The sequence below is a fragment of the Acinetobacter qingfengensis genome (genome assembly GCF_008693185.1).
Taxonomy (GTDB): Bacteria; Pseudomonadota; Gammaproteobacteria; order Pseudomonadales; family Moraxellaceae; genus Acinetobacter; species Acinetobacter qingfengensis.
This window is the reverse complement of sequence record NZ_VXKN01000001.1, coordinates 530,478-545,251: the sequence shown is the minus strand read 5'-3', so window position 1 is coordinate 545,251 and position 14,774 is coordinate 530,478. Positions and strand designations below refer to the sequence as shown.

Sequence of the window (14,774 nt, the reverse complement as noted above, 5' to 3'; positions counted from 1 at the left end):
TTTATTTTAAATTACTTTCTGTGGTGTATATCTGGATTTAAACCACTGTACAATTTTTTCCAGATACAAATAAATAACCGGCGTAGTATATAAGGTTAGGAATTGCCCTAATGCTAAGCCACCGACAATTGCTATACCCAAGGGTTGACGCATTTCTGATCCTTCCCCTAGACCCATAGCTAATGGAATAGCACCGATCAATGCAGCCATATTAGTCATCATGATAGGCCTAAAGCGTAAAATTGCTGCATGTAAGATCGCTTTATGCGCAGTTTCACCACGACGTTGCAACTGAATGGCAAAATCAATCAGCAAAATTGCATTTTTTACCACAATTCCAATTAATAAAAACATGCCTAGTAATGCAATCAGGCTAAAAGGCATTTTGATCAGCCATAAGGTCAATAAAGCACCCAATGCGACTGCTGGAATGGTGGATAGAATTGTTAGTGGATGTATCAAGTTTTCATAACTGATTCCCAGAACAATATACATCAGCACGGCAACCGTAAGAATAATCCAGGGTGTAGATAACCCGGTTTGCAAACTTTCTGCCCGTGCATCCTGATCTGTGGTGATAAAGATACTGTCTGGCAGCATAATTTTAGGCATAATGCTACGAATTGCCTGATCTGCCTGTTCCTGAGTATAGCCATTTTTGACAACATAACCGACCCCAAGAGCCGCATATTGATTACGGTGTGTGACGCGATCATTTGCTAATCCATACGACCATGTCGCAAAACTGGTTAGAGGCACATATTCATCTTGATCATTCAAAACTTGTACTCGAGCTAATGATTCGGGATGTTCCGTAAAACGCTTATCCACCTCCATGACAATATGAAATTGATTACGATCAGCAAAAATTGTACTGACTTGTCGCTGGGAAAAAGAATTATTTAATACACTGGCAATATCAGACATATCAATTCCCAGTAGCTTGGCTGCTTGGCGATCAATTTGTAGTACAACTTGCTGTGCACCTTCATCACCAATGGTTTCAACCTCTTCAAGCTGAGGAAGTTTTTCCATTTCCTTTGCTACCATAGGCGCCCATTTTCTAAGTAAAGCAGTACTGTCCGACTGTAATAATAAAGTGTATTCATTGGCATTGTTACCAAACGGATCATCCAGCATAATGTCCTGATCTACTTGCGCATTAAAAACAGCACCTGCTATAAATGGCGCATTGCGCTTCAAACGATCAGCGACCTGTTGAGAATCTAAACCGCCCCGTTCTGCCTTCGGTTTAAGATTCACCAATAATTTTGCATTGGTAGTACCAACGTCACCTGCTGTTCCAATGACATTTTCCACGGCTGGATCTCTCAATACATATTCGGCAAAGGTTTGAATTTTAGGTTGCATCACCTGAAAAGAAAAACCATCATCACCACGTAGAAATATTGATAAACGCCCAGTATCTTGTTTGGGTAACATAATATTGGGTAAAGTTTTATATAAATATGCAGAAGCTGCAATACAACCAATCCAGATCACAATAACCAGGTAGCCATGTTTAAGTAACCATGCCAATGAATCTCGGTAATAGTAAGTTAGTTGCTTTACCAATGCCTGACTAAATTGATAAAGTCTAGAGTTTTGTACATTGGCCACTGGGGTAAAAATACGTGCCGACAAACTTGGAATTAAAGTTAAGGCAACAATTACCGATAACAAAATAATAAATACCAGTGTTAGGGAAAATTCTCGAAATAAACGCTCAATCACCCCACCCATAAATAAAATTGCGACAAAAATCACCATAAGTACAAGATTCATGGCAATTAAAGTCATACCAACTTCTTGCGCTCCCTTTATCGCAGCCTGATAAGGATTTAACCCCTGCTCGATATAGCGTTCAATATTTTCCAGTACCACGATAGCATCATCAATGACCAATCCAATTGCCACAATAAGTGCCATAATAGAAAGATTATTTAGTGAGAATCCGGCCAGATAAATCACAGAACATACGCCTACCAATGTTACCAGCATGGCAATGGTGGGAATAACTGCACTACGTAATCGTCCTAGCAACAGACATGTCACTATAACAACCAGACACATGGAAAATAACAAAGTAAAACGTGCTTCATCCAATCCATGACGCACTGCTGAAGAACTGTCCATCACCACTGTCAAATCGCTGTCTGCCGGAATCAGAGCACGTAAAAATGGTAACTTTTGTTTGATTCGGTCAATGGTCGCAACTGTATTGGCATTTGGCTGACGACTGATCATCACAATCACCGCAGGCTTATTATTATGAAATCCTGTGACATAGCGGTTTTCTACTGAATCGCTAACTTCAGCAACATCTTTTAGATGTACATAATGATTACCATTACGATGAACAACTATATTGGCAAATTCACTGGCATTTAACTTGCTCGAAGCTAACTGGATCTGCCATCGCAAATTACTCTGTTCCAAAACACCAACAGGTTTCACCTGATTATAATCACTAATCGCCTGACGTACCTGTTCCAAGGAAATTCCCTGATTCATTAAGGCATTTGGATTCAGTACTACCCGTACAGCAGGCATGGATGCCCCATTAATAGTAACTTCGCCAACACCGGGAATCTGGGCAATATGCGGTAAAAGTTTATTGGTAGCAATTTCGTATAAATCACCAGGTGACAAATGATCTGAACTAAATGCCAGATAGAACACAGGACTCTGGCTTGGATTAATTTTTGAATAACGCGGTGGACTTGGCATACCTGATGGCAATTGCGGGATCGCCGCATTAATTGCCGCCTGCACTTCTCTTGCCGCTTCATTAATGTCGGTATCCATTGCAAAATGCAAAGTCACATGACTCGAACCCTGTGTACTGGAGGAGTTAATGGCTTTGACTCCAGATACACCGACCATAGCACGTTCCAGTGGTGTGGCAACGGTTGCCGCCATGCTCTCCGGACTGGCACCAGGTAAACTGGCACGTACAACAATTACTGGAATATCTGCCTGTGGCAATGCAGAAACAGGAATTTTAAAATATGCCAATAGGCCCAATAAAATAATGGCAATTGCAAATAATAGGCTGGCAACAGGTCGCTGAATAAAAATCTGGCTGATATTCAAGACGACACCTCAATATCTGTCGACCGATCTGATTTATCCCAGCTAAACCGATCAAAGAACAAATACACGACAGGTGTGGTAAATAGCGTTAGAATTTGACTGACAATCAATCCACCCACCATGACAATACCGAGTGGTTGCCGTAATTCTGCTCCTGAACCTGAAGCCAGCATCAATGGAATTGCACCAACCAAAGCAGCCATTGTTGTCATTAAAATTGGACGAAAACGCAATAAAGCTGCCTGATAAATTGCTTCCTGAGCCGATAAACCTTGCTCACGTTGGGCTGCAAGTGCAAAATCCACCATCATAATGCCGTTTTTCTTTACCAGACCAATCAATAAGATAATACCGATTAGTGCAATCATATCCATTGGACGTTGCAATATTGCCAAAGCCAGTAAGGCACCAATAGCCGCAGAAGGTAATGTTGAAAGAATAGTCACTGGATGAATAAAACTTTCGTACAGTATGCCAAGCACGATATACATCGTTACAATTGCTGCAATGACCAGCCATAACGTATTACTTTGTGAATTTTCAAAAGCTGCTGCTGCGCCCTGTAAATTCAAACTGACATCATCAGGTAATTGTAGCTGTTGCTTGACAATATCAATTGTCTGAATGGCTCGCCCCAAGGCGATATCATCTGCAACATTAAAGGAGATGGTTGTTGCGGGAAATTGTCCCTGTTGCTGAATAATCGTTGGTGCACTTTTTTCGGTAATTGTAGCAATACTACTTAATAAAATCGGCTGATCATCTGCATTACGTACATAAGTTTGTGATAAATCTGCCAGAGTTTGTGCGTATTGTGGTGCAACTTCCAGCACAATACGATATTGATTGGATTGTGTATATAAAGTCGAAATTTGCCTTTGCGAATAAGCATTCTGTAAGGCTGCATTGACATCGCTCATACTCACATTTAAACGAGCAGCAGCATCTTTATTGACTTCTACAAAAGCCTGCAATCCCTGACCAGTGGTTTCACTGGTAACATCAGAAAATTCGGCATGTTGCCGCAATGCCGTCACAAATTTGTTTTGCCACATTTCCAGTGTGGCTTGATCCGGTGCCGATAAGCTAATCTGATATTGAGTTCGACTAATCTTGTCTTCAATACTCAGTTCCTGAACAGGCTGCATCCATGCCTGAATGCCTTGTACATTGACCAGTTTTTCTTTCAGGCGCTGCATAATATCGTGAACATTATCACGCTCACCATGCGGTTTTAAATTAATTAGAATACGACCATTACTTAACTTGGGATTATTCGCATCCACACCAATAAAAGACGATAAACTTGACACATCCGGATCTTTTAAAATCTCCGTTGTCAGTGCCTGCTGACGTTGCCCCATGGCTTGAAATGAAATTGCATCAGGTGCTTCGGTCACAACCTGAATCACACCACTGTCCTGAACCGGAAAAAAGCCTTTAGGAATCCACCAGTATAATGCTCCTGCTACCACAATTGAACCAAACATTACAGCGAGTGCCAAAGTTTGGTGTGCCAGCACCCAGCGCAACCCAGTAGCATAACGATCAATGATCTTGTCCATGAATCCTGCTTTTCGTTCATGTTGATCAGGATGTTTCTTAAGAATATAGGCGCACATCATTGGGGTTAAGGTCAGTGAAACAACCAATGAAATGGCAATGGCAACCGCCAGTGTAATTGCAAATTCATGAAATAAACGTCCGACTACATCTCCCATAAATAACAATGGAATTAAGACTGCAATCAAAGAAATGGTTAAGGAAATTAAAGTGAATCCAATTTCTCTGGCACCTTTTAAGGCTGCGTTTAAACGACTTTCTCCAGCTTCGTAATGTCGTGCGATATTTTCCAGCATCACAATGGCATCATCTACCACAAAACCAGTTGCAATGGTCAAAGCCATCAAAGTCAGGTTATTCACTGAAAATCCAAGGAAATACATCACCACAAATGTTCCAATAATAGATAAAGGCACGGTGACACTAGGAATAATCGTTGCAGGTAAATTACGTAAAAACAAAAAAGTGACCATCACCACCAGACTAACAGCAAAAACCAGTTCTTTTTGAACATGATGAATTGAACTGCGAATACTTTCAGTACGATCGGTCAAAATGCTGACTTGTACATTTTCCGGTAAATTTTGCTGTAATTGTGGCAAAATCGCCTTGATTTGGTCAGCCACTTCAATCACATTGGCATTCGGTTGTCGTTGTACATTAATCAATATGGCATTTTGTGCATTTGCCCATGCTGCCATATAGCGATCTTCACTACTTTCACTGATGCTTGCTACATCTTTTAAACGGATTGCCGCAGAATTTTTCCATGCCACGATTAAATTTTCATATTCGGCAATACTTCTAATCTGGTCATTGGCATCTAGCATGGTGGTACGAAACTTTCCGTCAAAACTTCCTTTAGGCTGATTAACATTGGCAGAAGTAATGGCACTCTGAACATCTTCAGCCGTTAAATTTAACGACTTTAATGCTGTCGGATTCATCTGTACTCTAACCGCAGGACGTTGTCCTCCTGCCAGACTAACCATTCCGACCCCGGACAGTTGTGATAACTTCTGCGCAACCCGTGTATCGACCATATCGTAGACTTTGGGTAAAGGAAGTGTCGGTGAACTCACGGCAAGCGTAATGACTGGCACATCGGCAGGATTAACTTTGCGATAAATTGGTGGAGTTGCCAGATCACTTGGTAGATTACTATTTGCAGTATTCAAGGCAGCCTGGACCTCCTGCTCAACCACGCCCAGATCCGAATTAAGATCAAATTGCAAAGTCAATACTGAAGCGCCCAATGAGCTGGTTGAGGACATTTGTTTCAATCCTGCAATTTTACCCATTTCCTTTTCCAGCGGAGAACTAATCGTACGCTGAATTGTGTCCGGATTGGCACCAGACTGAAAAGTAAATACCTGAATAATCGGGTAATCAACCTGTGGTAAAGCAGAAACCGGCAACAAACGCCACATCAGTAAACCACTGAATAACAATGCCAACATAAACAGAGTTGTGGCTATCGGACGCAGAATAAATAATCTGGAAATGTTCATTGGACTTATTGTCCTTTTGTCGCAGTGCTATTTTGGGCTGGCTTTAATACATTCACTTGTCTACCTTCTGCTAGGCGGTCAATGCCTTCAAGTACCACACGTTCATTACCATTTAAACCCGAAAGTACCTGTGTCTTTCCATTGGTTGCCATCCCAAGCTGCAACATTTTGATTTGAGCTTTATTCTGTTGATCGATAATATAAACATAAGTTCCTTTGGAACCATGTTGAATGGCATCACTTGGTACAGTTACAGCATTGGCAATGGTTTGTGCTTTTAAGCGAACATTAACAAATTGATTGGCAAATAATTGATGATCTGCATTATTGAACCGAGCTTTCAATTTCAATGTCCCAGTTGAAGCATCAATCTGATTATCCAGTGCAAAAACTTCACCCTGAGCCAGCAAATTCTTTTCATCACGATCCCACGCCTCAACCAGTAAAGGTTTGGCTTGTGTCGCTTGACCACGCAATAAATTCAAATAATTTTCCGAAATGGCAAACTCCACATAAATTGGTGAAGTTTTGGTAATCGTGACCAATCCATTTTCTTCATTTTCCTGAATTAAATTACCAACGTCTTTTTGCCGAAAACCAAGCTGACCAGAAATTGGTGCATAAATTTTGCTATAAGATAATTCCAGTGCAGAGGCATCCACTTGGGCTTTGAGTGATTGTAATTGTGCAGATAATTGACGTACTTGTGCTGCTTGTTGATCAACTTCCTGACGGGAAATTGCATCATATTTCAGCATATTTTGTTTACGTTTTAACTCAGACTCTGCATATTGCAATTGTGCAATAATATTTTGCTGATTGGCTTTGCTTTGATTTAATGTCACCTGCATAGGTTCTGGATCAACCAATGCCAATAATTGCCCTTTTTCGACCAGATCACCATCTTTAAAATATAACTGCTTTAAGATACCTGCAACCCGACTTTGCACAGTGATTGTTTCACTTGGAATGGCTGTCCCAACTGCTTTAAGCTCCAGTTGCAAATTTTCACGTGACAAAGCAACCACTTCTACAGGTACAGGTTGCCGCCATTGACTATACTCATCTGCTTTAGGTTTAGGCTTCAAAACAAATTTCCATAACAAAAATGCGAGCAACAATATAACCAATAGAAAGATAAACAATCTCCACCATTTTTTTTGTGGAGTCTGCCCGCTGTTTAATTCTTTATTTTGTTCCGCCATAACCTAACCCAAATTCTTCCCACAATTAAAATATCATTTTGAATAGTTGCATGCTGATCAAACCTGCAAAAACAACCCAACCCAACCACCATGCTTTTTTAAGATGATAAGCTTGTATAAACACCAACATCCCCACAACAAAAGTTGCCATGCCAAACCATGCAGCAATACCAATACTGATATTCCATGCAGCAATACTGCACATCATGGCAAAAACAATAAATAGCCAACCCACTATGCGTAAAACACGACAATCCAAAGGACGGATCGTACGTTGAAAAACCTGTTTAAAAGGCTTATCCATCGACAAATTCAAACACATCATACCAATATAAATACATGCCAAAGCGCTTAAAATATGCAGAGTCTGAATCATTATTCTGACTCCACATCATTAGGATTGTCGGAATTAAGCTGCTGACTCTTTTGTGCAGATTGGGGTTTGGATTTCTTAACCTGAGCTTTCAGAATGCCATGTCTTTTACGCCATACTGCATAAGCCATCCATAAAAATAACAATCCGACCAATACAAAACCTAAATCCATACTAAATAATGCCCAATCACCATAAACCCAGGTTGTTAAGATATGATGATTTGTGGTGATTGCATTTAAAATTGGCAATAATAATAAAGTAATTGCAATCAAAAAAAGTAATTCATACCATGCTTTGGCAATGGGTCTGAGCCAACCATACAAAAAAGCCAGCAAAATAGATAAAAATAAGGCATTCATTTCCCAATTTGCACGATTTTCCATTTGGACTGGCAATAAACGATTTGCCCAAAAATAAACCGTAATGCCTAAGGGTAATCCAGCAATCATGCCAATATTTAAGCGTTCTACCAATGCATGACCAAATGTCATTTTGCCATTTTTAATTTGTTTTGGACGGCGTTTCACTGTCCAGAGTACCAACCCTGTAGCAATCATTGCCGTACCCAAAAAACCGGTAATGACATACATCCAGCGTAAAAATGCATTTGCATATTCACCTTCATGTAATCCCAATACAACATCAGTAAAACTACGTTCCAGAGGTTTAATATTTTCTGTAAGTAACTGGATATTTTGTCCGTTCACACTATAGCTGATTGAAGGCGCAACACGTGATAAAACTTGTCCTTCTACAGGGAAAAATTTGACTTTAACCGGAGAATATTGCGTAGCAGCCTGAATATCAACACGACTAATTTGATGTTGCCCCCAATAACCTTGTACCTGTTGATACAATCCTTGCAATTGTTTTTCATTTGGAAGCACAGACTTTAAAGCAACAGCTTTGACATCTTCATGTCCAGCATTTGGATAATACTCAGGATAAGCAGCCTGATAGAATTTTTTTGCATTCTCTTCTCCCTGTCCATAAGTCATTGGTAAACCCAGTGGCATATAGGTTGAATAAAAGAAAATCAGACCACTATAAGTAATCATAATATAAAAGGGTAAAGCAATCACACTGATAACATTATGCGCATCTAACCATGATCGTTGCCCTTTTGCCGGACGAAAAGTAAAAAAGTCCTTAAAAATCTTTTTATGTGTAATCACGCCCGAAATAATTGCCACAAACATCAGCATAGTACAGGCGCCAACGATTAAAATACCAATATTATATGGAACATAATGCAAGGCATAATGCATCATATATAAGCTATTTCCACCACCAGTTTCCCGAGGAGTTTGGACTTGTTTAAATTCCTGCCCTGTCTGCGGATCAAGTATTATACGATGATACTTTCCATAACTTTTCCCTTCTTCTGCCGGATCAGTCCAGGAAACGTTTAAATCTTCATGTCCACGCGCAGGTGTCATGAAATTTATTCCCCAACGTTCTGCCTGCGCGGCTTCCGGATGTTGATTCAACCAGTTATATCCCAAATTTAATTGTGTGGCAGCAGTGGGAATACTCTGTTGAATCAATGGTTTTTCTGGTTGCATCCAGCGTGTGATTTCATCTCGGATATATCCCATTGTCCCTGTTAAAAATACAAAAAATAATACCCAGCCGACAATCAGACCTGACCATGTATGAAGCCATGCCATGCTCTGACGAAAACCCTCTTTCATGACAGACTCCATGATTTAAATACAGTAATCAAAATAAATTGCATGATCATGATCAGACTAGACCATATAAAAATTCGTAATAATGATTTTGCACTGAACACATAAATGACAAAAACCAGCCAGATTACAAAACTAAGCAAAAAGCCCAAAAAAGTAGCTCTTGCAAATGCCATAGGAAGTGAAAAAGCCAGCAAAGCAATACTAAGATTGGCGATCAAAAATCCTGAAATAATTGCAATCAAACACCGAGCTAAAACCATTAGCCTGTATTTATGCATATTTGTTAAAGAAGAAAGGTTGGGTTTCATAACATTATTGTCAATAAAAATCGTTTACTCGCCTATATAGACGAATGAAAATTAAAAATAGCTCATGCTGAATTGTAAATTATTGTATACTATTCTAGTTCTAATAATGATAATCATTATTTTAATTTTATTTATCCTCAAGGTTTTGATCATTTAAACCACGGAAGAACAGGATCATGGCTCATCTTACCCAGAAAAATCAGTGGTTCAATCAGATGTATATTGCACATCATGGTACGCTATTAAACTGGTTTAAACAAAAGTTGCAACATCAACATCAAGCTGAAGATCTCAGTCATGAAGTTTTTTATCGTATTTTGAAACATGAGCAATTCCAGAAAATACAGGAGCCCAAAGCATGGTTACTGGGCATCGCCAAACATGTTGTGATTGATTTCTGGCGTAAACAGCAAATTGAACGGCTATATCTGGAAACATTATCTGAGATGCCTGAACAATTCTATCCGTCAGTAGAGCAGGAATTGAGCATAAGAGAAAGTCTATATCAGGTACACTGTATTCTGGAACAATTACCAGCACGTACGGCAAAAGTATTTTTACTTTCCCAGCTAGATGGTTTAAATTACGTTGACATTGCAACAGAACTTAATATTTCTGAAAGCACAGTAAAACGCGATATGAAAACTGCATTTCTCGCCTGTATACAACTTTCCCAGTCTGATTAATTTTTGATACTTTCCTGCCCTGATAATTTTGCATGAACAATGATGATAAACAAGTAATTGATCCAGAAATTTTGGAACAGGCAGCAGACTGGCTGGTATTACTGCACTCCGGAACCATGACGGAATCTCAACAGACACAATTTCAACAATGGCAGGCGGCACATCACGACCATCAAAAAGCCATTGATCGCATGAATCATTTCAATAAAGGTTTTCAGCAATTACCAAAACAATTTCAACCCAAAAAATTGTTAAAATCCAGACAACGGTTTCATCTTCATTTAAGCCAGAAATTGCTTCTGGTATTCTCGCCGTTTATTGCATTCTGGTGTGCTTACCAGTATTTACCCTGGCAATTATGGCAAGCGGATGCCTCAAGTAATACCGGTGAAATAAAAACCATATCTCTACAAGATGGTTCCAAGCTTACTCTTGCCAGTGATAGTCACGTCAATATTCAATTTAATGAACATGTGCGCAAAATCGAACTTCTACAGGGAGAAATTTACATCCATACGGCAAAACAGGTAGCAACACATTATCGCCCGTTTATTGTCACAACAGACAATGGATCCATACAAGCTTTAGGCACACGTTTTAGCGTTCGACAAAATCATTCTGATCAGGATACTACCGTGAACATTTATCAACATGCTGTAGCTATTCAGCCTATACAATCAAACGTACCGAAAAAAACTATTACTCAGGGACAATCCATTCAGTTTAACCAACATCATTATGGCCATACTCAAAAACTACAACAGGCTCAACCTTACTGGATGCAGCATTTGCTGGTAGTAGACAATAAGCGATTGGACCAAGTGCTAACCGAAATTTACCGTTATCAAACCGGAACATATTTTATGGATTCACAGATAAAAAATATTCGAGTTTCCGGTGTTTTTTCATTAAAAAATCCAAAACAAAGTATTGAAACACTGGCTAAGACTTATCATTTACAACTGGATTACTATAGTCAGTATATTTTGCATGTAAAAAAATCAAATTAAATCTTTAGAAAAAACAGTCATAAAGAAAATAATTGAAAAATTCTTTAGAAAAAATGACCTGTTTTTTTGAGTTGTTCGACTTAATTAAATGAAACAATTCTTATTTAGGTTTGATTTATGAAAAATCACATCACTCAAACACGTCTGAATCTGGCATTAAAAGCTATCCTTTGGGGCGTCCCTGTACTCAGTATAACAATGGCTAGTCCGGTTATTCATGCAGCCACTCAATTTAACCAATACGCCATCTCTGCGAATACGCTAGCAATTGTTCTACAACAATTTGCTGTTCAGTCAAATTTAACTTTGGCTTATGAACCTCAGGAGTTATCACATTTAAAAAGTTCAGGTCTAAAAGGACGTTATACCCCTGAACAGGCTTTAAATATTTTGCTTGCACCACATGGTTTGCAGGCAGTGAAATTATCCAATGGTGGTTTCAGTATACAAAAAATCAATGACTCAACTGGTAGCATTACCATTAAACAAAAAGAAGTGATGCAATTACATCCTATCACTGTCAATGCTCGTGGTTCAGCAGCATCTTATAGCAGCTCAGATGACATATCGGTATTACCTGCAATTACAGTAGATGCCAGCAATAACTATACAACTGAAGGTACTCATTCCTATACTGCCAGCAGTGCAAATACTGCAACAAAACTAAATCTATCTTTGCGTGAAACCCCACAATCGGTAAAAGTGCTTACTCGTGAATATCTGGATGATACTAATACAAATTCTTTACAGGAAATGTTAAATGGAGTGACTGGTTTAAGCACAAACCGTATGGATGAACGTCAATACCCAACAGCACGTGGCTTTGATGTCGATTATTTCCTATATGATGGTGTTCCAAGTTATGATGAACTGGATAATGCCATCGATCCTGATTTAAGTCTTTATGATCGGGTTGAACTGGTTAAAGGTGCAAATGGTTTAATGACTGGTGCAGGGAATCCAGCCATCGCTATTAATATGATCAGAAAACATGCCAATGCGAAAGAATTTACCGGGAGGCTAAATACATCCTATGGTTCATGGAACGCATGGTCAAGCTCAGCCGATCTTTCAGCACCATTGAATAGTGATGGCAGTATTCGTGGACGTGTCGTCATCAAACATGAAGATACCGACTCATTTGCAAATCAATATAATCGCACCAATAATCTTGTTTATGGGGTCATTGATGCAGATTTCAGTGATAAAACCTATTTATCTGTAGGGGCAAGCTATCAAAACTTAGAACGTACAGGAGTCAAATGGGGTGGCCTGCCAGCCTTTTACGATGATGGAACAAGAACGAATATCGACCACTCAAAAACAGTAACTGCTGATTGGACATACTGGAATACCGATACTACAACAGCATTTGTGACACTGAAACAAAATTTATTTAATGATGTCAATTTAAATATGAACTATTCTTACCGTGAAATTAAAAACGAAACTGCCTTACTCTATTTATGGTCTTCCGGTTTGATTAACAAGGCAACCGATAGTAGTGATGCACTATATCCTTATTCTGATCAAAAAAATATTACCCAGAATAATGCAGATGCTTATTTTTCTATCCCATTTACCTTGGGTGGTCTAGAGCAGCAAATTATTACAGGATTTATGTACAATCAAAGTAAAACAACAGATGCGTATTGGGGAAGCCCAAATACAGATAGTAATACTATTGACTTTGACGATTATGTTAGTACACAACTAACCAGTTCTATCAGCAACACTAATGCTTCAGCAGACACAAAAACCACACAAACAGGTGCTTACTTGGCAGGGAAATTTACTTTACTTGAACCTCTGAAGTTAATCACTGGTGTACGTTTATCTAATTGGAAATATGAAAGTGCAGATGGTGATGGTAATCGTAAATTTAATCATGAAATCACACCTTATGCAGGTTTGGTCTTTGATTTTTTGAATAACTACTCATGGTATGCCAGTTATACAGGTATTTTTAAACCTCAGGATAAACGAGATTCAAATGGAACATATATAGATCCAATAAAAGGTAAAAGCTATGAGACTGGCTTAAAAGCTGTATTTTTTGACGAAAAATTAAATGCATCTCTTTCTATATTTAGGACGCAACAAGATAACCTTGCCGAAATAATCGATGGTGAACATATTACCATCAATGGGCAACAAGTTGATGTTTATCGCTCAGTAGATGGCGTCACTAGTAAAGGTTTTGAAATTGAGCTAGATGGTGAAGTTACCGATAACTGGAATCTTAGTCTTGGTGTTGCACATTTTTCAGCCAAAGATGCAAATGGCAATCAGGTTCAAACCAAATCAAGTCGTACAACCGCCAATTTATTTAGCAAATATCAGTGGGATAAATTTAGTCTGGGTGGTGGCTTAAACTATAAGAGTAAGTATTATACTGATACAAATTATGGTCGTATTACACAGGATGCCTTTGTCATTGCCAATGTGATGGCTGCTTATCAAATCGATAAAAACATTAAAGTTCAGCTTAATGTTAATAATATTTTTGATAAAGAATATTATGATGGCATTGGTGCAGATGGTATGGTTTATGGCACACCACGCAATGCAACATTAAGCTTGAAATATGATTTCTAAAGCATAGAAATTTACTCAGAATAGCCACAATCCTCTTGGATCAAACAAAGAGGATTGTGAATTCTGCTATACCCTCAAACCACAAGAAACATATTTAAAGCATTTGCTCAAGCAGTCTGAATATGTTATCAATATAGATAAATTGATGATAAAATAAAGGGTCAACAGGAAACACACATGTCTTATAAAAATATTCTGGTCGCTGTAGACGACTCACCTATTTCTTATGCTGCTGTTGAACATGCATTATCACTGGCACAATTAACACATGGAAATGTAACTCTGTTAAGTGTGATCGCAGTCGATCCTTTTGTCGGTGTTGATTTTTATAAAATCGCACCAGCAGTTACTGATTATTTTATGCAGGCTGAAGCCCATGCAAAAAGCCGACTAGATGAGATCAAGCAGTCCTTTGATCGAGATGGTATCAATGTATCTACCAAATTATATCATGGGGTGCCTGCTGCCGAAGGCATCATCAATACGGCGGATGAAATTAATGCAGATTTAATTATTATGGGATCACACGGTCATACAGGTGTAAAAAAATTCGTACTTGGTAGTGTGGCGCAAAACGTTTTGGCCGAATCACATGTGCCTGTTTTAATCATTAAACATTAATTATCAGATATCATCATTTTTGTATTATCCAACACCATTATTTAAAGGCTATACCCTCTATTAGTATAGCTTTTAAGCAGCCTGGCTATGCAGTAAAATTTTAAAA

10 protein-coding genes are annotated in these 14,774 nt (G+C 38.8%); 5 read left to right on the top strand and 5 right to left on the bottom strand.

The window, feature by feature from the left end; translation table 11 throughout:
• Positions 1-6: 6 nt before the first annotated feature.
• Genes F4V57_RS02435 through F4V57_RS02415 form a run of 5 tightly spaced genes read right to left on the bottom strand, consistent with a single transcriptional unit; the run spans position 7 to position 9,445 of the window.
• Positions 7-3,096 (bottom strand): efflux RND transporter permease subunit, encoded by a 3,090-nt coding sequence (locus F4V57_RS02435; RefSeq protein WP_070068638.1) that lies wholly within the window; start codon positions 3,094-3,096, stop codon positions 7-9.
• Positions 3,093-6,170: a multidrug efflux RND transporter permease subunit gene (locus F4V57_RS02430; RefSeq protein ID WP_070068639.1), complete on the bottom strand. Its 3,078-nt coding sequence runs from the start codon at positions 6,168-6,170 to the stop codon at positions 3,093-3,095. Before F4V57_RS02430 ends, F4V57_RS02435 begins: the two co-directional genes overlap by 4 nt.
• A 5-nt stretch (positions 6,171-6,175) precedes the next feature.
• Positions 6,176-7,375, bottom strand: coding sequence for an efflux RND transporter periplasmic adaptor subunit (locus tag F4V57_RS02425; protein ID WP_070068640.1), 1,200 nt, complete (start codon positions 7,373-7,375; stop codon positions 6,176-6,178).
• A 25-nt stretch (positions 7,376-7,400) separates the two neighbouring features.
• Positions 7,401-7,751 (bottom strand): DUF3325 domain-containing protein, encoded by a 351-nt coding sequence (locus F4V57_RS02420; RefSeq protein WP_070068641.1) that lies wholly within the window; start codon positions 7,749-7,751, stop codon positions 7,401-7,403.
• Positions 7,751-9,445 (bottom strand): PepSY-associated TM helix domain-containing protein, encoded by a 1,695-nt coding sequence (locus tag F4V57_RS02415; RefSeq protein WP_070068642.1) that lies wholly within the window; start codon positions 9,443-9,445, stop codon positions 7,751-7,753. The genes F4V57_RS02420 and F4V57_RS02415 overlap by 1 nt, the downstream gene beginning before the upstream one ends.
• Before the next feature lie 105 nt (positions 9,446-9,550).
• Between F4V57_RS02415 and F4V57_RS02410 the strand changes: the two genes are divergently transcribed.
• From F4V57_RS02410 to F4V57_RS02390, 5 genes are all read left to right on the top strand, one after another.
• Positions 9,551-9,793 (top strand): hypothetical protein, encoded by a 243-nt coding sequence (locus F4V57_RS02410; RefSeq protein WP_141729198.1) that lies wholly within the window; start codon positions 9,551-9,553, stop codon positions 9,791-9,793.
• A 136-nt stretch (positions 9,794-9,929) separates the two neighbouring features.
• Positions 9,930-10,439 (top strand): sigma-70 family RNA polymerase sigma factor, encoded by a 510-nt coding sequence (locus F4V57_RS02405; RefSeq protein ID WP_070068643.1) that lies wholly within the window; start codon positions 9,930-9,932, stop codon positions 10,437-10,439.
• 32 nt (positions 10,440-10,471) lie between these two features.
• A complete protein-coding gene (locus tag F4V57_RS02400) occupies positions 10,472-11,449 on the top strand; it encodes a FecR family protein (RefSeq protein WP_070068644.1) in 978 nt (325 codons plus the stop codon).
• Positions 11,450-11,566: 117 nt separating this feature from the next.
• Positions 11,567-14,047: a TonB-dependent siderophore receptor gene (locus tag F4V57_RS02395; RefSeq protein WP_323125728.1), complete on the top strand. Its 2,481-nt coding sequence runs from the start codon at positions 11,567-11,569 to the stop codon at positions 14,045-14,047.
• A 177-nt stretch (positions 14,048-14,224) separates the two neighbouring features.
• The gene (locus tag F4V57_RS02390; protein WP_070068645.1) at positions 14,225-14,668 is read left to right on the top strand and encodes a universal stress protein; all 444 of its coding nucleotides are present in this window, start codon (positions 14,225-14,227) and stop codon (positions 14,666-14,668) included.
• Positions 14,669-14,774 lie beyond the last annotated feature (106 nt).

What these genes read in the sequence shown, in the direction of transcription:
- F4V57_RS02430 (WP_070068639.1), bottom strand. Translation starts at nt 6,170, where the DNA reads ATGAACATTTCCAGATTATTTATTCTGCGTCCGATAGCCACAACTCTG.
- F4V57_RS02425 (WP_070068640.1), bottom strand. Translation starts at nt 7,375, where the DNA reads ATGGCGGAACAAAATAAAGAATTAAACAGCGGGCAGACTCCACAAAAA.
- F4V57_RS02420 (WP_070068641.1), bottom strand. Translation starts at nt 7,751, where the DNA reads ATGATTCAGACTCTGCATATTTTAAGCGCTTTGGCATGTATTTATATT.
- F4V57_RS02415 (WP_070068642.1), bottom strand. Translation starts at nt 9,445, where the DNA reads ATGAAAGAGGGTTTTCGTCAGAGCATGGCATGGCTTCATACATGGTCA.
- F4V57_RS02410 (WP_141729198.1), top strand. Translation starts at nt 9,551, where the DNA reads ATGACAAAAACCAGCCAGATTACAAAACTAAGCAAAAAGCCCAAAAAA.
- F4V57_RS02405 (WP_070068643.1), top strand. Translation starts at nt 9,930, where the DNA reads ATGGCTCATCTTACCCAGAAAAATCAGTGGTTCAATCAGATGTATATT.
- F4V57_RS02400 (WP_070068644.1), top strand. Translation starts at nt 10,472, where the DNA reads ATGAACAATGATGATAAACAAGTAATTGATCCAGAAATTTTGGAACAG.
- F4V57_RS02395 (WP_323125728.1), top strand. Translation starts at nt 11,567, where the DNA reads ATGAAAAATCACATCACTCAAACACGTCTGAATCTGGCATTAAAAGCT.
- F4V57_RS02390 (WP_070068645.1), top strand. Translation starts at nt 14,225, where the DNA reads ATGTCTTATAAAAATATTCTGGTCGCTGTAGACGACTCACCTATTTCT.